The sequence below is a fragment of the Allobosea sp. FBZP-16 genome, assembly GCF_002831785.1.
In the GTDB taxonomy this organism is placed as follows: domain Bacteria; phylum Pseudomonadota; class Alphaproteobacteria; order Rhizobiales; family Beijerinckiaceae; genus Allobosea; species Allobosea lupini.
This window is the reverse complement of sequence record NZ_LNCQ01000017.1, coordinates 1-19988: the sequence shown is the minus strand read 5'-3', so window position 1 is coordinate 19988 and position 19988 is coordinate 1. Positions and strand designations below refer to the sequence as shown.

Annotated in this window: 24 protein-coding genes; 12 read left to right on the top strand and 12 right to left on the bottom strand. The window is 66.7% G+C overall.

Annotated features, from left to right (window positions below; all coding sequences use genetic code 11):
* Nucleotides 1-54: 54 nt before the first annotated feature.
* Nucleotides 55-381 carry a hypothetical protein gene (locus tag CXY91_RS05755; RefSeq protein WP_244544037.1) on the bottom strand — a complete coding sequence of 109 codons (327 nt, stop codon included), beginning with the start codon at nt 379-381 and terminating at the stop codon, nt 55-57.
* Nucleotides 382-703: 322 nt separating this feature from the next.
* Between CXY91_RS05755 and CXY91_RS05750 the strand changes: the two genes are divergently transcribed.
* Nucleotides 704-907: a hypothetical protein gene (locus CXY91_RS05750; RefSeq protein WP_100959644.1), complete on the top strand. Its 204-nt coding sequence runs from the start codon at nt 704-706 to the stop codon at nt 905-907.
* Between the two features lie 268 nt (nt 908-1175).
* Here the strand turns inward: CXY91_RS05750 and CXY91_RS05745 are convergent, their stop codons facing one another.
* Both CXY91_RS05745 and CXY91_RS05740 read right to left on the bottom strand, forming a co-directional pair.
* A complete protein-coding gene (locus tag CXY91_RS05745; protein WP_100959643.1) occupies nt 1176-2552 on the bottom strand; it encodes a PleD family two-component system response regulator in 1377 nt (458 codons plus the stop codon).
* Between the two features lie 16 nt (nt 2553-2568).
* On the bottom strand, nt 2569-2940 hold the full coding sequence (locus CXY91_RS05740) for a response regulator (protein ID WP_091842024.1): 372 nt from the start codon (nt 2938-2940) through the stop codon (nt 2569-2571).
* A gap of 141 nt (nt 2941-3081) precedes the next feature.
* Between CXY91_RS05740 and CXY91_RS05735 the strand changes: the two genes are divergently transcribed.
* Both CXY91_RS05735 and CXY91_RS05730 read left to right on the top strand, forming a co-directional pair.
* Complete coding sequence (locus CXY91_RS05735) at nt 3082-3372, top strand: DUF3572 domain-containing protein (RefSeq protein ID WP_091842279.1); 291 nt, start codon at nt 3082-3084, stop codon at nt 3370-3372.
* A complete protein-coding gene (locus CXY91_RS05730) occupies nt 3369-4718 on the top strand; it encodes a DNA polymerase IV (protein WP_248307371.1) in 1350 nt (449 codons plus the stop codon). The genes CXY91_RS05735 and CXY91_RS05730 overlap by 4 nt, the downstream gene beginning before the upstream one ends.
* Here the strand turns inward: CXY91_RS05730 and CXY91_RS05725 are convergent.
* Both CXY91_RS05725 and CXY91_RS05720 read right to left on the bottom strand, forming a co-directional pair.
* Nucleotides 4675-5508 carry a cell envelope integrity EipB family protein gene (locus CXY91_RS05725; RefSeq protein ID WP_100959642.1) on the bottom strand — a complete coding sequence of 278 codons (834 nt, stop codon included), beginning with the start codon at nt 5506-5508 and terminating at the stop codon, nt 4675-4677. The two genes, CXY91_RS05730 and CXY91_RS05725, sit on opposite strands and share 44 nt — an antisense overlap.
* Before the next feature lie 105 nt (nt 5509-5613).
* Nucleotides 5614-6189: a TetR/AcrR family transcriptional regulator gene (locus CXY91_RS05720; RefSeq protein WP_100959641.1), complete on the bottom strand. Its 576-nt coding sequence runs from the start codon at nt 6187-6189 to the stop codon at nt 5614-5616.
* A 122-nt stretch (nt 6190-6311) separates the two neighbouring features.
* Between CXY91_RS05720 and CXY91_RS05715 the strand changes: the two genes are divergently transcribed.
* From CXY91_RS05715 to CXY91_RS05680, 8 genes are all read left to right on the top strand, one after another.
* Complete coding sequence (locus CXY91_RS05715; protein WP_100959648.1) at nt 6312-7121, top strand: SDR family NAD(P)-dependent oxidoreductase; 810 nt, start codon at nt 6312-6314, stop codon at nt 7119-7121.
* A gap of 107 nt (nt 7122-7228) precedes the next feature.
* Entirely contained in the window at nt 7229-7702 is a 474-nt protein-coding gene (locus CXY91_RS05710) for a RidA family protein (protein ID WP_091842033.1), read from the top strand.
* Nucleotides 7702-8451, top strand: coding sequence for a glycerophosphodiester phosphodiesterase family protein (locus tag CXY91_RS05705; protein WP_100959640.1), 750 nt, complete (start codon nt 7702-7704; stop codon nt 8449-8451). Before CXY91_RS05710 ends, CXY91_RS05705 begins: the two co-directional genes overlap by 1 nt.
* Nucleotides 8452-8645: 194 nt before the next feature.
* Nucleotides 8646-9839, top strand: a complete 1194-nt coding sequence (locus CXY91_RS05700; protein WP_100959639.1) for a GNAT family N-acetyltransferase — start codon at nt 8646-8648, stop codon at nt 9837-9839.
* Between the two features lie 28 nt (nt 9840-9867).
* Nucleotides 9868-10296, top strand: a complete 429-nt coding sequence (locus tag CXY91_RS05695; RefSeq protein WP_100959638.1) for an HIT family protein — start codon at nt 9868-9870, stop codon at nt 10294-10296.
* 64 nt (nt 10297-10360) lie between these two features.
* Nucleotides 10361-10828 (top strand): carboxymuconolactone decarboxylase family protein, encoded by a 468-nt coding sequence (locus tag CXY91_RS05690; RefSeq protein ID WP_100959637.1) that lies wholly within the window; start codon nt 10361-10363, stop codon nt 10826-10828.
* Nucleotides 10829-10898: 70 nt separating this feature from the next.
* Nucleotides 10899-11363, top strand: a complete 465-nt coding sequence (locus CXY91_RS05685; RefSeq protein WP_100959636.1) for a carboxymuconolactone decarboxylase family protein — start codon at nt 10899-10901, stop codon at nt 11361-11363.
* Nucleotides 11364-11372: 9 nt separating this feature from the next.
* A complete protein-coding gene (locus CXY91_RS05680; RefSeq protein ID WP_100959635.1) occupies nt 11373-12260 on the top strand; it encodes a sigma-70 family RNA polymerase sigma factor in 888 nt (295 codons plus the stop codon).
* 4 nt (nt 12261-12264) lie between these two features.
* On the opposite strand, the gene CXY91_RS05675 is transcribed toward CXY91_RS05680, so the two are convergent.
* The 7 genes from CXY91_RS05675 to CXY91_RS05645 form a co-directional block, all read right to left on the bottom strand.
* Nucleotides 12265-12621: an AzlD domain-containing protein gene (locus CXY91_RS05675; RefSeq protein ID WP_100959634.1), complete on the bottom strand. Its 357-nt coding sequence runs from the start codon at nt 12619-12621 to the stop codon at nt 12265-12267.
* The gene (locus CXY91_RS05670) at nt 12618-13352 is read right to left on the bottom strand and encodes an AzlC family ABC transporter permease (RefSeq protein ID WP_158673276.1); all 735 of its coding nucleotides are present in this window, start codon (nt 13350-13352) and stop codon (nt 12618-12620) included. Before CXY91_RS05670 ends, CXY91_RS05675 begins: the two co-directional genes overlap by 4 nt.
* Nucleotides 13353-13554: 202 nt before the next feature.
* Nucleotides 13555-13830: a hypothetical protein gene (locus CXY91_RS05665; protein ID WP_091842054.1), complete on the bottom strand. Its 276-nt coding sequence runs from the start codon at nt 13828-13830 to the stop codon at nt 13555-13557.
* Nucleotides 13831-13833: 3 nt separating this feature from the next.
* The gene (gene clpA / locus CXY91_RS05660) at nt 13834-16341 is read right to left on the bottom strand and encodes an ATP-dependent Clp protease ATP-binding subunit ClpA (protein WP_100959632.1); all 2508 of its coding nucleotides are present in this window, start codon (nt 16339-16341) and stop codon (nt 13834-13836) included.
* Between the two features lie 43 nt (nt 16342-16384).
* Nucleotides 16385-16726 (bottom strand): ATP-dependent Clp protease adapter ClpS, encoded by a 342-nt coding sequence (clpS, locus tag CXY91_RS05655; protein ID WP_244544047.1) that lies wholly within the window; start codon nt 16724-16726, stop codon nt 16385-16387.
* Nucleotides 16727-16996: 270 nt separating this feature from the next.
* Entirely contained in the window at nt 16997-18082 is a 1086-nt protein-coding gene (locus CXY91_RS05650; RefSeq protein WP_248307369.1) for an aromatic ring-hydroxylating oxygenase subunit alpha, read from the bottom strand.
* Nucleotides 18083-18288: 206 nt separating this feature from the next.
* Nucleotides 18289-18633, bottom strand: a complete 345-nt coding sequence (locus tag CXY91_RS05645; RefSeq protein ID WP_091842063.1) for a phasin family protein — start codon at nt 18631-18633, stop codon at nt 18289-18291.
* A gap of 354 nt (nt 18634-18987) precedes the next feature.
* Here CXY91_RS05645 and CXY91_RS05640 point away from each other — a divergent pair.
* Nucleotides 18988-19988 (top strand): D-alanyl-D-alanine carboxypeptidase family protein (locus CXY91_RS05640; RefSeq protein ID WP_199777368.1); only part of this gene is annotated, 1001 nt, incomplete at its 3' end.

The window sequence follows — 19988 nt, the reverse complement described above, 5'->3', positions numbered from 1 at the left end:
GCCCCCCAAACCCCCCCCGCCCCCCCCCCCCCAACATCGCCCGGCCGCTCCTCGTCAGAAGGCCGGCTTCGGCACGAACAGGCAGATCGGCCGCTGCGACGGCGCGATCACCGAGCCGGTCAACATCCCGCCGCTGCGGCAGATGTGGAAGCGACCGTCCTTGGAGACGCGCGTGCTCTGCTCGGCGACGAAGTGCCCGTCATGGGTCAGGTATCCGCCCGGAACGATGCGCGGCTCGGGCTCGCGCGCATCGGCGTCGAGCCCCATCGGCCAGCAATCGCGGTCGCTACAACAATCGTAGGGGTACCAGCTATGCGCGTGAACAGGCCCTCCGCCCCACGGCAGCAATGCGAGGCAGAGCGCCAATGCGATGAGACGCATGGATCGCTCCTTGGAGTCCGCTTGCCGATGAGGCCATGCCGGCCGGATCGGCGTCGGCTTTTGCAAAGATGTCAGGCCAGCAGCTTCGCAGCCGAATAGCAGGGCGTGCGAATCGTTATTAGATTAGCATGAGACGACGATCGTTAATGCAGGCTTGCAGGCCGCCCGGCGCCTAGTTCTTGACCAGTATTCGCCGATGCATTTGCCAGGCGCCTTCGACGCGGGCAGTTCGCTCCGGTCCTGCGCGAACTCGCTGGCGCCGGCCGTAGCGATCTTCTAACTTGCCCGGGCGGCGCAGCCCGCCCATCCGCAGGAGCATCGCTTGAGCAACGGCCCCGCTTCAGTCGAACCGCCGCCGCGCCCGGGCGGACTGGTACGGGGCTTCCTGCGCCTGATTGTCGAGGTCGACGAGTCGCGCCGCTGGACACATCGCGTGCGGGCCGCGCTGCTCCTGATCCTGCTGCTCGTCGGCTTCGGCGCACTCGGCTACTGGATACCGGAGATCATCGAGCGCTATCTGCGCTGAGGCGACGACCCCGAAAACGAGGTGGCCGGCCGACGACGGGGCTGAGGAGGCCAGGATCCCGTCATCGACCGGCCGAGCCCAGCGGTGACCCAGGAGATGCGGCGGAACCTGGGCTTCCGAAGGGCGTTCCGGACGGCTGCTCGGCAGCCGTTCTCTTGGAAATCACCCTACGCGGAAGCCCCTCCGAATCAATCGGAGACGATTGATTCACCATTATTCATCGAAACTTAACCCTACTTGGAAACCTTACCTCGCCCGCTGAGGCCATTCAGGCGGCGCTGGCGACGATGACGCGGTTGCGGCCGGCAGCCTTGGCCCGGTAGACCGCCTCGTCGGCCCGCTTCATCATCTCGACCGGCCCGGCATCGCCCGCCCGCCGGCTGGCGACCCCGATCGACACCGTTACCGTGATCGCGCGCTGCCCGCGCTGGATCTGAAAGGCCTCGCCCTCGACCCGTTCCCGGATGCGTTCGGCAACGGCCCGCGCAGCCTCGAGCGCGGTGTCTGGCAGCACGACGACGATCTCCTCGCCGCCCATTCGGGCCACCAGGTCGATGCCGCGCGTGCAGGCGCGGATCCGGTCAGCGAATTCGCGCAGGACCTCGTCGCCGGCATCGTGGCCCCAGCTGTCGTTGACGACCTTGAAGCGATCGACGTCGAGCACCAGCAGCGACAGTGCCCGCGCCCTGAGGGCCGACTCGTCGAAGAGGGCCGAAAGCCGGCTGTCGAGATAGCGGCGGTTATGGAGGCCCGTGAGCTGGTCCATCACCGCCATTTCCATCGAGGACTGCACGCTGTCGCGCAGCCGCTCGGCGAAGCGCTTGCGGCGGACCAGTGTCCGGGCGCGCGCGAGCAATTCGTTGCGATCGATCGGCCGGACCAGGAAGTCGTGCGCGCCGATCTCCAGGCCGCGAAGCACGCGGGACTTGTCTTCGGCCTCGCCGAGCAGCAGCACGGAGAGATTGCGCGTGCGCTCTAGCGAGCGCAGCTGGCTGCACAGCCTCAAGCCGTCATAGTTCTGCAGATCGAGGCTCACCAGGACGATCTCGAAATCGCCCTCGGCGGCGCGCGCGAGCGCGGCCTGCGCATCGGTTTCCGTCTCGATCGAGTGGAAGGCAGACAGCGCCTGTGTAAGGCGCTCGGCGATCAGCGGCCGGTCCTCGATCAGGAGGACGCGGCCGTTGAGCCCGGTTTCTGCCGCGGCCGCGGCCAGCGGATCGGCGATGCCGAGCTGGCGCGAGGCGAGCGCGCGCTGGCGCAACTCGTCAGTGACCGATTTCAGCCGGACCAGGCTGCGCACCCGTGCAAACAGAGCTGTGTCGTCGATCGGCTTGGTCAGGAAGTCGTCGGCGCCGGCATCGAGCCCCTTCAGCCGATCGCTCGGCTGGTCGAGCGCCGTCACGATCACCACCGGGATATGGGCGGTGGTCGCACTGTGCTTCAGCCGACGGCAGACATCGAAGCCGTTCATGCCGGGCATCATCACGTCGAGCAGGACGATGTCCGCCTCGCCGCGCTCGCAGATCGCCAGCGCATCGATGCCGTTCGTCGCAGTGATGACGTCAAAATACTCGGCGCCTAGCTTGGCTTCGAGCAGCTTCACATTCGCGGGAATGTCGTCGACGACCAGGACCCGGGCTGACATGGCTCAGCGGTTCCCTTCAGGCCGTGCCGACATAGGCGCGCACCGTCTCGAGGAACTTGCCTACCGAGATCGGCTTCGAGATATAGGCCTCGCAGCCGCCCTCCCGGATGCGTTCCTCGTCACCCTTCATCGCGAAGGCGGTCACCGCGATCACAGGGATCGACTTCAGCGCGTCGTCCTCCTTGATCCACTTCGTCACCTCCAGCCCGGAGACTTCCGGCAGCTGGATGTCCATCAGGATCAGATCGGGATGATGCGTGCGCGCCAGCTCGATCGCCTCGATGCCATCGGCCGTCTTGAGCGTCGCATAGCCATGGGCCTCCAACAGGTCGTTGAAGAGCTTCATGTTGAGCTCGTTGTCCTCGACGATCAGAACCGTCTTCTTCATCTGTCCCCCAGTCCGCACAGTCCCGATCATCCGATGTCGGATTCCCCAGGCTGTCGGCCGCGTTCAGTGTTAGGCTTAACATGCGAGCAGTTGACGAAACGCAAACCCGAAACCCGACTCGTCGATCATAGATAGATGGCCATGCCGCACCCGATCACCAGCGAGGAAGCCCAGACCCTCGCGCTCAAGGCCCTCGCCTTCCTGGCTTCCGAGCCGGAACGCCTGGAACCGTTCCTGGCCGTCACCGGCCTCGGCCCTGCAACCCTGCGCAGCGCCGCTCAGGAACCAGGCTTCCTCCTCGGCGTCCTCGACCATCTCTGCGCCAGCGATTCGCTGCTGCTCGAGTTTGCCGGAAATCTGCACCTGAAGCCCGAAATGGTGGCGCAGGCGCGCGAAACTCTCGCGGGCCCGCCCGAAGCCTACGAGCCGTGAGCGACGAGGTCGGCATCGCCGTCTCAGCCCGGGCGCTCTGCCGCGACTGCCTGCGCGACCATGACGAGACGCGCGCGCCGGTGCGCCGCTGCCCATCCTGCGGCTCGCCGCGCCTGCTGCGCCATGCCGAACGCGACAGCCTGCATCTCGCCCATATCGATTGCGACGCCTTCTATGCCGCCATCGAGAAGCGCGACGATCCCTCCCTGCTCGACAAGCCGGTGATCATCGGCGGCGGCAAGCGCGGCGTGGTCTCGACCTGTTGCTACATCGCCCGCATGTCCGGCGTGCGCTCGGCCATGCCGATGTTCAAAGCTTTGAAAGCTTGCCCGGAAGCAGTCGTGATCAAGCCGAACATGACGAAATACGTCGCAGTCGGCCGCCAGGTCCGCAGGCTGATGCAGGAATTGACACCGCTGGTCGAGCCGCTCTCGATCGACGAGGCCTTCCTCGATCTCGGTGGCACGCAGCGCCTCCATCATGCCAGCCCGGCGCTCACCCTCGCCCGCTTCCAGCGCCGGATCGAGGACGAGATCGGCATCACCATTTCGGTCGGGCTCTCCTATGCCAAGTTCCTCGCCAAGGTCGCCTCCGATCTCGACAAGCCGCGCGGCTTCTCGATCATCGGCCAGGCCGAGGCCGTCGCCTTCCTCGCCAACAAGCCCGTCGGAATGATCCCCGGCATCGGCAAGGCCGGCGCGGCGAAGCTGGCGCAATCGGGCTTTCGCGTCATCGGCGACCTCGCCAAAGCCGAGATCGCGACGCTCTACCGCCTCGTCGGCAAGGACGGGCCGCGCCTGCGCAACCTTGCCCTCGGCATCGACCCGCGCAAGGTCACGGTCGAGCACGAGGCCAAGACCGTCTCATCCGAGACGACGCTCGATGTCGACCTCGCCGGCTTCCAGGAGCTGGAGCCGATCCTCTGGCGGCTCTGCGAAAGGACCTCGCAGCGATTGAAGGCGCAGGAACTCGCTGGGCGCACCGTCACCCTCAAGCTCAAGACCCACGACTTCCAGATCATCACCCGCGCCGCGCGCCTGCCCGAGCCGAGCCAGCTCGCGGCGCGCCTCTTTTCCGCCGGGCGCGATTTGCTCAGGCGCGAATGCACCGGGCCGCGCTACCGGCTGATCGGCATCGGCATGAGCGATTTTTCCGATCCGGCCGAGGCCGATCGCGGCGATCTCGCCGACCAGGAGACACCGAAGCTGAAGGCGATGGAAAGCGCCCTCGACAAGGTCCGCGCCAAGTTCGGCGACGCCGCGATCGGGAAGGGCCTGTCGCTGCGCGATACGCGCCGCCGCACTACTTCGAGCACTCGCTCGTCGGAAGCAGATCCAGACGCGTGAGCGTGCCGCGCAGCGCGAACGAGCCGTAATCGAGCCGGATCGCGCCGGTGACGCCGTTCTCATAGAGCTCGAAGGACACGGTGTAAGCCGGTGTGCTCTCGCCGGAACCGACCTTGAAATAGGAGACCGTCACCGGCCAGCGCGCGAGCTTCTCGAACTCCGGCTTGCGCAGCGGCGCCTCGGCAGCCGGCGTCGTGATCTTGCGGCCGATCACCGAGAGCGTGTCGTAGACGTCCTTGCCGCTGTTGGCGCCGTCATAGAGGCGCACATTGAGGGTGTTCTTGCCCTCGCGCGCCGCCTGGATCACCGCCTTCATCTGCTCGTTCGGGAACATCGCGGCGCTCGGCTCGCGATGCGTCTCGGCCTTGGGCGCACGCAGCTGCACCTCGTAGCCGGCCTCCCCCTTCTTGGCCGTACCGTCGACGATGTCGGCCGGTGCGCCGGCGGCCGAGCTCTCGGTCTTGAAGCGATAGCTCTTGGCATCGCCTTCCTCGAAGCTCGTCGTGCGCGCATCGATCACCCGCGGCCCGCCCTCGCTGGTGAGTTCGGTGACCTGCCGGAAGGAGAGCGCATAGCCGTCGCAGGCATCGCCGGAGAAGTCGAAGGCGATGCGGCCGCGCGCCGTGGTGATGTCGCGGGAGGGCTTGCCGTCGTCGAGCACGAGATCATAGACCGCCCGGTGCGGCACCAGCACGACGCGCTCCGCCGAAGTCGGAGCCGGCGCTTGCGCCCAGGCGCCCGTCGCCGCGATCACTGCCAGGCCTGCGATCCCGCCGCGATACGTCTTCATGCCGATCCTCGATTCGCGCTCTTAGCCGGGGCGAACTGCAGCCCGTCAAATCTAGGTGCATTGCGGCAATGGCGCAAACAAGGCGGGCAACAGAGGTTGCGACCGTCAGCTCTGCGGAGATCGAAGCCCTGCCCTGGCCGCTGCCAGAATCTCATCCGACAGCGCTGCATCGTCGACCATGCGGGCAAGGACGAGCGCACCGACCAATGTGGCGTAGCCCGCAATGGCGCTGGTTCTGCGCTGGTCCGCGGTCGCCCCAGGCGTGATGGCGCAGAGGCCCTCGATCGCCGCCCGCACCCCCTCCGTTGCGGCAAGGCGCGACGCCTCGCTTTGGCGTGCAGTGTCGCTGCCGAGCGCTGCGACCGGGCAGCCATGACCGGCATCGTCGCGATGCGACGGTGACAGATAGCGATCGACGATCGCCTGCAGTGGCTCCTGTGGTTTCGCGGCTTTCGCCTCCGCCGCCCATTGACCGGAGTGAGCGAAGGCGCGCCCGAGCGCCTGGGCGACGAGATCGTCCTTCGACGAAAAATGCCCGTAGAAGCCGCCATGGGTCAGGCCGACCGCCTTCATCACATCGGCGACGCCAACCCCGTCGAAGCCGCGCTCGCGGAACAGCGTCGCCGCCGTATCGAGAATGCGCTCGCGATTCTCCGCCATCTGCTCGCGGCTCACGCGCATCGATCCGCTCCTTCCAAAAATCGGTGATCCAGCCTCTTGACTCTTTATATGACACTGATCATGTAAATTCAATCATGATGAACATCATGAAAAACGGCACTAACATCGAACAGGAATTGGACATGGCAACGCAGCAGCTCGGCACGGCCCTCATCACCGGCGCCTCGACCGGGATCGGCGCCGTCTACGCCGACAGATTGGCCCGCCGCGGCTATGATCTCGTCCTCGTCGCCCGCGACGAGGCGCGTCTCTCGGCGCTGGCCGAGCGCCTTCATTCAGAGACCGGCCGCAAGGTCGAATGGCTCAAGGCCGATCTGACGGTGAAGGCGGATCTCGCTCAGGTCGAGCAGCGCCTGCGCGACGACAAAAGCCTGACCCTGCTGGTCAACAATGCCGGCATGTCCGTCTCCGGCACGCTGGTCGAAGGCGACATCGACCGCTTCCAGACCATGCTGGAGCTCAACGTCATCGCCCCGACCCGCCTCGCCGCGGCTGCAGCTCGCAACTTCGTGACCCGCAAGACCGGAGCGATCGTCAACATCGCCTCGGTGCTGGCCCTGGCGCCGGAGCTGTTCAACGGCAGCTACAGCGGCACCAAGGCCTATGTGCTGAACCTCAGCATCTCCCTGCAGAAGGAGCTCGAAGCCGCCGGCGTCCGCGTCCAGGCCGTGTTGCCCGGCGCGACTCGTACCGAGATCTGGGCGCGGGCCGGCGTCGATGTCGGCGGTTTCCCGCCGGAAATGGTGATGGAGGTCGACGACATGGTCGACGCCGCGCTGGCCGGCTTCGACCAGGGCGAGCTCGTCACCATTCCGTCGCTGCCTAACCAGGCCGATTTCGAGCGTTATACCGCCGCACGGCTGGCGCTCGGCCCCAATCTTTCGCGCAATGCGCCCGCCGAGCGCTACCTGGCGAAGCGTTCCGCCGCCTGACCCACCCTGCCCGGCAGGCGGATCGACCACGCCGAACCGCGCTTGCGGGCCGGCCTGCCATCGGCGATGAAAGGCTCCTGTCAAGCGCAGGCCGGGAGCCTCTCATCATGAACGCCATCGACACCAAGCTCGCCGCCCTCGGCATCACCCTGCCCGCCCCAGCCGCGCCGGTTGCGAACTATGTTCCCTATGTCATCACCGGCAACCTCCTGATCATCTCCGGCCAGATCTGCTTCGGCCTCGATGGCAAGCTCTCCGACGCGCACAAGGGCAAGCTCGGCGGCGAGATCTTCAACGAGGCCGGGCTCGAAGCGGCCAGGCTTTGCGCCATCAACGTGCTCGCCCAGGCCAAGGCGGCGCTCGGCGGCGATCTCGGCCGGATCAAGCGCTGCGTACGTCTCGGCGGCTTCATCAACGCCGCCCCGCATTTCGCCGCTTTGCCGGCGATCATGAACGGCGCCTCCGACTTCATGGTCGAAGTGCTCGGCGATGCCGGCCGCCATGCCCGCTCGACCGTCGGCGTCGCCAACCTCCCGGCCGACGCCGCCGTCGAGGTCGAAGCCATGTTCGAGATCGCCTGATGGCAGCCGAAGCCTGGCTCACCGCCCGCCCGATCGCGCATCGTGGCTTGCATGATGCCGCCGGCGGCGTGATCGAGAACTCGCTCTCGGCTGCTGCCGCCGCGATTGCCGGCAATTTCGCCATCGAATGCGACGTCCAGCTCAGCGCCGACGAGGACGCGGTCGTCTTCCACGACTTCGTCCTCGACCGCCTGACCGCCGAAACCGGCCGCGTCGATACTCGAAAGGCGGCCGAGCTGGCGCAGATCGGCCTGAAGGGCGCCAGCGACGACATCCCGACGCTGACCGGCTTCCTCGATGCCATCGGCGGCCGGACGCCGCTGGTGATCGAGATCAAGAGCCGCTTCGACGGCGACCTGCGGCTGGCGAAGCGCACGGCGCAGATCCTCGAAGGCCACAAGGGCCAGCCGATCGTGCTGAAATCCTTCGATCCGGTGATCGTCGCGGCCCTGCGCGATCTCGCGCCAGGCCTCGCCCGCGGCATCGTCGCCATGAACGAATACAATTATGGCGACTACGACCGCCTCTCGGCCGGTGAGAAGCATGCCCTCGCCAATCTTCTGCATTTCGAGGAGAGCCGACCCGACTTCGTCTCCTGGAAGGTCGCGGACCTGCCCAGCGCCGCGCCTTTCCTCTGCCGCAAGGCGCTGGGCCTGCCGCTGATGAGCTGGACGGTGCGCACGCCGGAGGATCGCGCCCGCGCCGCCGCGCATGCCGACCAGATGGTCTTCGAGGGCTTCCTGCCTTGAGCGAAACCGGTCTGCGCGAGGGCCTCAGAGTCCGCGTAGCGACCTCGCTGAAAAGCGTCCCGGCCGCGGACTGGGACGCCTGTGCCAATCCCCGTTCGCTTCAGGTTGTCTCCAGCGCGACCCTGAAGAGCTCCTCCCTTCCCCCTTGTGGGGAAGGGTTGGGGATGGGGGTGGTGCCGCTTGGTGAGCGGCCAATGAGTGAGCGATCGCCAGGCGGCACGACCCCCACCTCTCTCTCCTCCCCACAGGGGGGAGGAGAAGCGCCTTCATCGTCATCAGAGCAAGCGGATTCAATCTCTCAAGCAGACCCGGACAACCCCTTCGTTTCGCACGCTTTTCTGCGCGCGCTGGAAGAGAGTGGCTGCGTCGGTGGCCGCACCGGCTGGTCGCCGGCCTATCTGCTGGTCGAAGATGCGGACGATCGCCTGATCGCCGCGGCGCCCTCCTTCGTGAAGGGCCACAGCCAGGGGGAATACGTCTTCGACCATAGCTGGGCCGAGGCCTATATGCGCGCCGGCGGCCGCTACTACCCGAAGATCCAGGTCGCCGCCCCGTTCACCCCCGCGACGGGCCCGCGCCTGCTCGTCGCCGAAGGGCCGCATGCCGCTGAGGCGCGCGAAGCCCTGATCGCCGGGCTCGACGCACTGCGCGAGCAGGTGCGCGGCTCCTCGATCCACGTCACCTTCGCGCAGGAGCCGGACATGACGGCGCTGCTGGAGGCAGGTTTCCTCGAACGCCACGACATCCAGTTCCATTGGCGCAACGAAGGCTTCGCCAGCTACGACGACTTCCTCGCCACGCTGGCCTCGCGCAAGCGCAAGTCTCTGAAGCGCGAGCGGCGCGAGGCGCTCTCGGCCGGCATCGAGGTCGCCGTTCTCTCCGGCTCGGATCTCACCGAAAGCGTCTGGGATGATTTCCACGCGTTCTACGAGGACACTGGCTCGCGCAAATGGGGCCGGCCCTATCTCAACCGCCGCTTCTTCTCGGAGATCGGCCAGCGCATGGGCGAGCGCATCGTGCTGGTGCTGGCCCGCCGCGCCGGCCGCAACATCGCCGGGGCCATCAATTTCCGCGGCGGCAATACGCTCTACGGCCGCAACTGGGGCTGCATCGAGGACCACCCCTTTCTGCATTTCGAGCTCTGCTATCATCAGGCCATCGACTACGCGATCGCGCACAGGCTCGTCCGCGTCGAGGCCGGCGCCCAGGGCGAGCACAAGCTGGCCCGCGGCTATCGCCCGGTGATCACCCGCTCGGCCCATCTCCTCGCCGATCCCGGCCTCGCCCGCGCCGTCGCCGCCTATCTGCCCGGCGAACGGCGGGAGATCGGCTCTGCAGTGGCTGCGCTTGCGGAGGAGAGCCCCTTCCGCAAGGGTGACCCCCTCTGACCTCCTTCGAACCATCAGGATTCAGCTGATGACCGCCTATGATCCGAACAACATCTTCGCCAAGATCCTGCGCGGCGAACTGCCGGCCCATCGCGTCTACGAGGACGACCGGGCGCTCGCCTTTCTCGACATCATGCCGCGCGCGCCCGGCCACACGCTGGTGATCCCGAAGAACCCGGCCCGCAACATCCTCGACATCGACGCCGACGACCTCGGTTATGTCGCGACCATCGCCCAGCGTATCGCCCGCGCGCAGAAGCAGGCCTTCGAGGCCGACGGCATCACCGTGCAGCAGTTCAACGAGAGCGCCGGCGGCCAGGTCGTCTTTCATCTGCACGTCCACGTCATTCCCCGCCATGACGGCGTTGCGATGAAGCCGCCGGCCAGCGAGATGGCGAAGCCCGAGGATCTGGCGGCGGCCGCAGAAAAAATTCGGGCTGCGCTGAAAAATCTTTGAGGAGCATGTCACGCGGGCGCTGGCTGCCTCGTCCTGTCTTCATCACCACCCGATGGAGACTACGATGACCCAGCGCCTCAACGGCTTCCAGACCGCCCCCGACGCCTACAAGGCCATGCTCGGCCTGCAGGACTACGTCAACCAGTCGAAGCTGGAGCACAGCCTGCTCGAGTTGGTGAAGATCCGGGCGTCGCAGATCAACCGCTGCGCCTACTGCCTGCACATGCACATCGCCGATGCGCGCAAGGCCGGCGAGAGCGAGATCCGCATCGCTCTGCTCAGCGCCTGGGAGGAGTCCGAGCTCTTCACGCCGCGCGAGCGCGCCGTCCTGCGCTGGACGGAAGAGCTGACGCGGCTCGTCGACCGCAGCCCGAGCGACGAGGCCTTCGCCGAATTGCGCGAGCATTTCGACGAGAAGGATTGCGTCGACCTGTCGGTCGCCATCGGCATGATCAATCTCTGGAACCGGATCAATTGCGGCTTCCGCACGCTGCATCCGAACGATCGTCGCCGCGAGAAGGCCGCGGCCTGACGCTGCACCGATGTAACCTGCTGGCCCGGTCGTCGCCGGGCCGGAATCGCCTCAATCCGAAAGCCCCGTCATGAGCAAGCGCCTCAACCCCTACACCACCGCTCCCGACACCATGAAGCCGATGATCGCGCTCGAAGCCTCGATCAAGGAGAGCGGCCTCGAGCACAGCCTGATCCACCTCGTGAAGATGCGGGCGTCGCAGATCAATGGCTGCGCCTATTGCCTGCACATGCATTCCTCAGACGCGATCAAGGAGGGCGAGAACCCGGCCCGCCTCTTCCTGCTCGACGCCTGGCACGAGTCGGCGCTCTATACCCCGCGCGAGCGCGCCGCCCTCGCCTGGACCGACGCGCTGACCCTGATCGCGCAGACCCATGCGCCGGACGAGGCTTACGAGGACGTGCTCCGCCATTTCAGTCCGGAGGAAACCGTGAAGCTCACCCTGCTGATCGGCACCATCAACACCTGGAACCGCATCGCCATCGGCTTCCGCACGAGCCACCCAAACGACCGCCCGGCCAAGGCCGCCGCCTGAGACACTGCCATGACCGCCTCGGACGATCTCTTCGAGACGCATCGCCGTTTCCTGACCCGCCTCGCCTATCGCATGCTCGGCTCGGTCAGCGATGCCGAGGACATCGTTCAGGAGGCCTGGCTGCGCTGGCGCGACGTAACCCAGGGCGAGGTCGAGGCGCCGCGCGCCTATCTCGCCCGCACGGTCACGCGGCTCTGTCTCGACCAGATGAAATCGGCCCGCAGCAAGCGCGAGTTTTATGTCGGCGCCTGGCTGCCCGAGCCGCTGGTCGAGGAGATCGGCGCCGCCGAAGCCGATGTCGACACCCAGCTCGACGCCCCGATCGCGCTGATGCTGGCGCTCGAACGGCTTTCGCCGCTCGAGCGCGCCGCTTTCCTGCTGCACGACGTCTTCGAGCTGGATTTCGCCGAGATCGCCCGCACCATCGATCGCAGCGAGAGCGCCTGCCGCCAGCTCGCCAAGCGCGCCCGCGAGCATGTCCGCATCGACATGCCGCCGCGCAACAAGATCGATCCGGCCGAAGCGAAGCGCTTCGTCGAGGCCTTCTTCAAGGCCGCGCACAAAGCCGACACCAGCGACCTTCAGACGCTGCTGGCACAGGATGTGGCCTTCCACAGCGATGGCGGCGGCAAGGTGCTGGCGATCCTCAATCCGCTCCACGGCATCGAGCGCGTCCTGCGCTTCTTCGCCGGCATCGCCAAAAAGGTGATCAGCCAGCAGAAATCGACCACGCTGTACAAGCCGGTGCTGATCAACGGCATGCCCGGCTATCTCAGCCTCGAACGCGGCGAGACCCTGCAGGCGACCGCGCTCGACATCCGCGACGGGCGCGTCCATGCGATCTATGTCGTGCGCAATCCCGACAAGCTCCGGCACATCTCGCTGGCGGCAGCCTGAGCGATCATACCAGCCAGACAGCGCCGCCGATCAGCACCGCCTCGCCCGCAAGCACCGCCAGCATCACCCGGCGGCGAAAGGCGAGCACTACCGTGACGGCGACGGCGAGCGCTGCCAGTCTTACCGCGAGCGGCACGCCGGCGAGCGCACCCGGCGCCGCCAGGACCAGCTTGGCCACGACGCCGGCCAGCAGCGAGGTCGCGACCAGCCTGACCCATTCGAGCCAGGGCGATCGCTCGTCGAGCTTCCGCGCGAAGGCGACGGCGAGCCAGCGCCAGATCTCGGTCGGCAGCACCGCGAACAGGACAAGCGCGAGATAGGGCCACCATGGCCCGTCGAGGAAGGCGATCGGCTGGGTCATGCGCCCGCCTTTCGCGCCTTGCGCCAGCGCTGGATCAAAAAGGCGACGCTCCCGCCGACGATGCCGCTGGCGATCAGGTCGAAACCGCCGCCGATCGCCCAGCCGGCCGCTGGCGCAAGCGCCAGACCGAGCCCGATCGCGATGGTGTCGCCGAGGCCGCGAACCCCGGCGACCATCGAGGACAGGAAGAAGATCGGCGTCAGGCAGAGCAATCCGGCCGCGACCGGCGCCGGCACCACGCCGGCGAGATGAAAGCCCGCATAGGTACAGAACGCGCTGACGACGATCAGCGCATTGGCGAAGCCGAGGAAATAGCCGACGCGCTGTTCGGGCGGGATGTTCGGCAGCCGCCTGAGCGCCTCGACCCAGGCGGTGACGGCGACGAAATGCGCGATCAGCATCTGCTGCGCCACGCTCTGCCCCGGCCGGCGCAGCAGCGGCAGCAGCGCCACTGTCATCGGCAGGAAGCGCAGCGAGGCGAAGCCGATGGCGAGCGCGATGGCGCTCCAGGCGGCGCCAGCCGCGATCGAAGCGAAGAACAGCACCTGCGACGGGCCGGCCCAGACCAGGATCGTCGAGAGCACCGCGGCCTCGACCGGATAGCCGACATCGCGCGCCAATGTGCCCACGCCCATCAGCGAGAGCCCGACCACCCAGGCAGGCAGCATCGCAGCATCGCGAAAGCCGCGCGCCCATGGTCTGAGCCATTGATCGGGGGCAGCCTCGGTCATCTCGCCATCGCTCTGCATGCGGTCCCTGGCGGGAGCGCTCTGCTGCGATCAAAGGGCCATGAGCTCGGGGATCGGATCATCGCACCGAAAGATACGCAAAAGGGCCCGCAGCAGCTGCGAGCCCTTTTGCTTAAAGCGCATGACGCTGGTCGCATGACAGCCACCAGACCGCGCGCCGGCCTTGCGCCCAGTGCAAGTCGGCTCAGAAGCTCTTCATCGCGAGGCCGATGATCTCCTGGAAGAAATCCATACCTTCCTTCGGGATGCCGCCGACGGCGCGATAGCCGAGATAGAGCAGATAGAGGAAGGCCGGGACCATGATCCAGCCCAGCACTTCCTCGAAGATGATCCGCCGCCGGCGCCGGCGGGCCCGCTTCTCGAACCAGCCGAGCTTTTCCTTGGGCGCAGGAGCGGCCGCCTGCGCGGCGACCTCTCCCTCCTGAGCCCAGACACTGTCCGATTTGCGCTTGAAGAACACCGATCAAGCCTTGGTCAAAGGAACCTTCGGGACGGTACGGACGCTGCGCGCCTTCGGCGGCTCGACCGGAGCATCCGGCTTCGGACCGCGCTTGGCGCTGCCGGAGCCGGCCGCCTTGGCCTTGCCCGGCGTTTTCGCCCGCGGCTTGCGCGTGCGCTTCTCGGCTGCGGCGGCGACGTCCTTCTCCGGCTTGGGCTTGACCGGCCCGTCGGGGAATTCGAGGCCGAGCACCTTGATGCCGGTCTCGGACTGGATCACCACGACTCTGACCGCGCCGCCATTCTTCAGGCGGCCGAACAGCACCTCGTCGGCAAGCGGCGTCTTGATCGTCTGCTGGATCAGGCGGGCCATCGGCCGGGCGCCCATCGCCTCGTCATAGCCGTTCTCGACCAGCCATTCGCGCGCCTCGTCAGAGAGCTCGATGGTGACGTTGCGGTCGGCGAGCTGCGCCTCGAGCTGCAGCACGAACTTGTCGACGACGCGGGCCACGACGTTCTTCGGCAGATGGCCGAAGGAGACCGTCGCGTCGAGCCGGTTGCGGAATTCCGGCGCGAATAGCTTGTTGATCGCTTCGGTATCGTCGCCCTCGCGCTTCTGGCGGGTGAAGCCATAGGCATTCCTGGCCATGTCCGCGGCACCGGCATTGGTGGTCATGATCAGGATGACGTTCCTGAAATCGACCTGCTTGCCATTGTTGTCGGTCAGCTTGCCGTGGTCCATCACCTGCAGGAGGATGTTGAACAGGTCGGGATGCGCCTTCTCGATCTCGTCGAGCAGCAGCACGCAATGCGGATGCTGGTCGATCTGGTCGGTCAGCAGGCCGCCCTGATCGAAGCCGACATAGCCCGGAGGCGCGCCGATCAGCCGCGAGACGGTGTGGCGCTCCATGTATTCCGACATGTCGAAGCGCACGAGCTCGACGCCGAGCGACAGCGAGAGCTGGCGCGCCACCTCGGTCTTGCCGACGCCGGTCGGGCCGGCGAAGAGATAGCAGCCGATCGGCTTCTCGCCGTCGCGCAGGCCGGCGCGGGCGAGCTTGATCGACGACGACAGCGCCTCGATCGCCTTCTCCTGACCGTAGACGGTGCGCTTCAGCGTGGTCTCGAGGTTGCGCAGCACCTCGGCATCGTCCTTGGAGACGGTCTTGGCCGGGATGCGCGCCATCGTCGCGATCGCCGCCTCGATCTCCTTGACGCCGATCGTCTTCTTGCGCTTGGTCTCGGCCACCAGCATCTGCGAGGCGCCGGTCTCGTCGATCACGTCGATCGCCTTGTCCGGCAGCTTGCGGTCATGGATGTAGCGCGCCGACAATTCCACCGCCGCCTTGATGGCGTCGTTGGTGTAGCGCAGCTTGTGGAACTCCTCGAAATAGGGCTTCAGCCCCTTGAGGATCTCGATCGTGTCCGGCACCGACGGCTCGTTGACGTCGATCTTCTGGAAGCGCCGAACCAGTGCCCGGTCCTTCTCGAAATACTGGCGGTATTCCTTGTAGGTGGTCGAGCCGATGCAGCGCAGCCCGCCCGAAGCCAGCGCCGGCTTCAGCAGGTTCGAGGCGTCCATAGCGCCGCCCGAGGTCGCACCGGCGCCGATCACCGTATGGATCTCGTCGATGAACATGACCGCCTTCGGGTGCTGCTCGATCTCCTTCATCACCTGCTTGAGGCGTTCCTCGAAGTCGCCGCGATAGCGCGTGCCGGCGAGCAGCGTGCCCATGTCGAGCGAGAAGACGGTCGCATCCTCGAGCACCTCGGGCACCTCGCCGCGCACGATCTTGAGCGCCAGGCCCTCGGCGATCGCGGTCTTGCCGACGCCGGGATCGCCGACTAGCAGCGGATTGTTCTTCTGCCGGCGGCAGAGGATCTGGATGGTGCGTTGCACCTCGGCCTCGCGGCCGATCAGCGGGTCGATGCGCCCGTCGCGCGCCTTGCGGTTGAGGTTGACGCAGTAAGCCTCGAGGGCGCTTTCCTTTTTCTTCTTGTCCTTGTCGCCGTCCTGGGCCTGCTCGCTGCGCTGCTCGCGCTGCTCCGGCTCCTCTTCGGCGCCGCGCACGGGCCGGCTCTCGCTGGCGCCGGGGCGCTTGGCGATGCCGTGGCTGATGTAGTTGACCGCGTCGTAACGGGTCATGTCCTGCTCCTGCAGGAAGTAGGCGGCGTGGCTCTCGCGCTCGGCGAACATCGCCACGAGCACGTTCGCCCCGGTCACCTCCTCCCGGCCGGACGACTGGACATGGATCACCGCGCGCTGGATCACGCGCTGGAAGCCGGCGGTCGGCTTGGAATCGTCGCGCCCGTCGGTGACGAGGTTGGTCAATTCCGCATCGATGTAGTCGACGAGGTTGCGGCGCAGCGTGTCGAGATCGACGCTGCAGGCGCGCATCACCGCGGCTGCGTCCTGGTCGTCGACCAGCGCCAGCAGCAGGTGTTCCAGCGTCGCATATTCATGGTGGCGCTCATTGGCGAGCGCGAGGGCCCGGTGAAGCGCCTGTTCGAGGCTGCGCGAGAAGCTCGGCAAGGTCAGCGCTCCCAGTCCAGTTTCGAAAGGATGATGTTCAAAGCTACTTCTTCTCCATCACGCATTGCAGCGGATGCATGTGCTTGCGGGCGAGGTCCATCACCAGGGTGACCTTGGTCTCCGCGACCTCGTAGGTGAAGACGCCGCATTCGCCGACGCCATTCTGGTGGACGTGCATCATGATGCGCGTCGCCTCGGCCCGGTCCTTGTTGAAGAACCGCTCCAGCACATGCACCACGAATTCCATCGGCGTGTAGTCGTCGTTGAGGATCAGCACGCGGTAGAGATTGGGCTTGCGCGTCCTCGTGCGGGTCAGGACCGCAGTGCCGGTTCCGCTGCGGTCATTGTCGGTCGGGCCGGATGGCGCCCGCGGCTTCGATGCCAGACGCGGCGCAAAAAAGGACGCGTCCCCGCACGGCGTGTTGCCGGCTGGCAGGTCCTCATCGATGGGCGTCGTGGCTGCTTGGCTCAAGGTGTCCGTCCCGAAGGCTGACATCAAGATAGTGCTTCGCTCACGAATTTACAGTCGTCTCCCCCGCTTCGCCAGCCCGTTCCGAGCGCATGCCACAGCAAAGCGCCCTTTTTGCAGCGGACAACACTGGAGCGCGGCCGGAATAGCCAAATTTCTCAGGGGCTTGGCAGCTGCACCTGACCGTCAGGTTCGCCAGCGTAGGCGCTCCGGAGCAAGCCGATTGGAGAAAACCGTGCCCTCCCGGCGAGCTGCGGCATAGTCGCGCTTCAGGCAGAAATACCATTGCGCCAGCCGGTCGGCCTGCCCCAGCAGCAGCATGGTCGGCTTGCGCTCCAGCCCTTGCTGGGCGAGTTCGAGAATCCGCTGGTCCTGGCGCAGGAAGGCGTGCCCCGCCCATCTGATCACCGGCGCGAGCGGCATGAGCTGCGGCAGGTCCGACAGCAGCACATTGGTCAGCAGCGTCCGGCGCGCATCGATCGGCGTGGCGAAGGTCGCGTTGACGATCGCGCGCTCGCCGAGCCGAATCCGTTCGATCCGCTGGCCCGGCAGCAGGAAGTCGACCTCCGTCTGCGGGCGCCCGAGCAGGCGATAGCCGCGCGAGTTCGCCGCCGCCTTGTGCGCCTTCATCCGGAAGCCGAAGGGCAGCGGCTCGAAGTCCTTGACCTTCTCCTGTGCCGTCGCGGTCGGCCGCCACCACCAGGCGTTATGGACGTAGCCGACATGGCCGGGGTCGATCAGACTGAGCACGCTGAGATCATAGGAGGCCTCGACCAGAACCGAGACGGCGACGCGGCAGCGCGTCTTGCCCGCAAGGGCCAAGGCAGGCACCGGCGGCGCAAGCTCCGGCCGCTGACCGAGGTAGAGCCAGATGACGCCGTCGCTCTCGCGAATCGGGAATTCGCCGACCTTGACCTGGCCGGGATCGGTGACGTCGCCATCGACCAGCGTCGGCATCGCCCGGCAGCGGCCATCGGCCCCGAAGCGCCAGCCATGGAAGGGGCAGGTGATCGCGACCCCGTCGAACCGCCCCTCGGACAAGGGCGCGCCGCGATGCGGGCAGCGATCGCGCAGGGCGAACAGCTCGCCGAGCTTGGTACGGCCGATCACGACCTGCTCGCCGAGAACGGTCACGCTCGCCATCGCGCCGGTCGCCAGGCTGCCGGCACTCTTGACGCAGTACCAGGCCTCCCGGGGCGGCTCACGGAACTCGTTCGCCGGTGGCGCCTCGGTGGCGGTCGATGCGTCCATGGCAATCGTCGAACGGCTCATTGCGGCTCCTGGGTCGGGTCGCTGCCGTCAGGCTGAACGCGACGCAGGCAGAGAGCCGCCCGCCAGTTGCCAGAGCATTGCCGCGAAGGCGCATCCGGACGGAGCCCAAACGCAAAGAAGCCCGGCCAAGGCCGGGCTTCTTGAATTCAAGTCGTGATCAGCCGCAGCCGCGCGAAGCCGGCCGCGCCAGAATCACTCGACTGCAATCACTTGGCCGGGGTCGGGACGGCCTTGGCGACGATGCCCTCGAACGGCTTGTAGGCGTCCTTGGCGATCGCAGCATAGAGCTCGCCGACCTTGGTGACCTGGGCGACATAGCCCTCGAAAGCGGTCTTGACGTAATCCGACTGGATCTCGATGGCCTTGTCGAGCGTCTTCACGCCGGCAAGCTTCTCGATCGTGGCCGTGCCAGCCTCGAACGACTTCTTGGCGTAGTCGGTGGCCTCGACGGCCAGAGCCTGCACGCCCTTCGAGGTGGCGCCGAAAGCCTTCAGGGCGGCGTCGACGTTCTCTTTGGAAGCCTTCTGGATGGTCTCGAACTGCTGGATCATGGTGTCCCTTTCAGCGCTGATGCGCCGCCTCTGCTGACGAGCCGGAGTGGCCCGGGTTCCGTGCCCCCTAGGTCAGATGAAAAGGTCCATCACCGGGGCGCTTACTGATATTGTGCACCGCAACATAAAAGTCAAGCTTGCGCTGCAATGCATCAAACGCAGAGCCCCCCAGCGTGCACCGGCGACGGTTTGCAACCTGACCGTTCCATGTGACAGCCGTGCGAAATGGTCATGCGAAAGCCGTCCGGTGCTTAACCGCTCCGTAACCGCATCCGCCTAACCTCCTTATCTGTGTCCTTCGCGCCACGCTGCAAAGCCTGCGACGGACGGGTGGGTTTAGTTGAGGCGAGTTGCATGGCTTCTGGTTGCGTTGGGTCCCGACGCGGGCGCTGGCTTGCGTTCATCGGGGTGGTGAGTGCTGCTGCCGTCGTGCTGACAGCGACGGTCTCCCCCGCCGAGGCGGCGCGCAAGAAGCGCCGCCATGTCTCGGGCGGCTATGCCCCGCCCTATGCGGCGATGGTCGTCGACGTGAAGAGCGGGCGCACCCTGCACGCCGTCAACGAGGATGCGCCGCGCATCCCGGCCTCCCTTACCAAGGTGATGACGCTCTACATGCTCTTCGAGCAGATGGAGCGCGGCCGCTTCACCATGAACTCCGAGCTCAAGGTCTCGTCCTACGCCGCCTCGCAGCCGCCGACCAAGCTCGGCCTGCGCGCCGGCTCGACCATCGAGGTCGAGGACGCGATCAAGAGCATGATCACCCTCTCGGCCAACGATTCCTCGGTCGTGGTCGCCGAGGCCATCGCCGGCTCCGAAGAGGCCTTCGCCGAGCAGATGACGCGCAAGGCGCGCTCGCTCGGCATGGACTCGACCCGCTTCTACAACCCGCACGGCCTGCCGAACTCGCCGCCGAACATCACCACGGCGCGCGACCTGACCATCCTGGCCCGGGCGATCCAGGAGCGTTTCCCGCGCTACTTCCCGCTTTTCCAGATGCGCTCCTTCCAGTACGGCTCGCGCACGATTCGCGGGCATAACCGCCTGCTCGGCAAGATCGAGGGCGTCGACGGCATCAAGACCGGCTACACCCGCGCCTCCGGCTTCAACCTGATGACCTCGGCCAAGTCGGAAGGCCGCCAGATCGTCTCGATCGTGCTCGGCGGGCGCTCCGGCGCCTCGCGCGACAAGATCATGTCCGATCTCGTCCTCGCCAGCCTGCCGCGCGCCAGCGCCGGCGGCCGCAGCGCCCCGATGATCGCCGAGGCCTCCGAGCCGCAGCAGGAGCGTTATCGTGCGCCGGCCCCCGCCCCGGCTCCCGAGCCGCCGGCTCGCCCGGCGCTCGTCGCCCAGGCGCC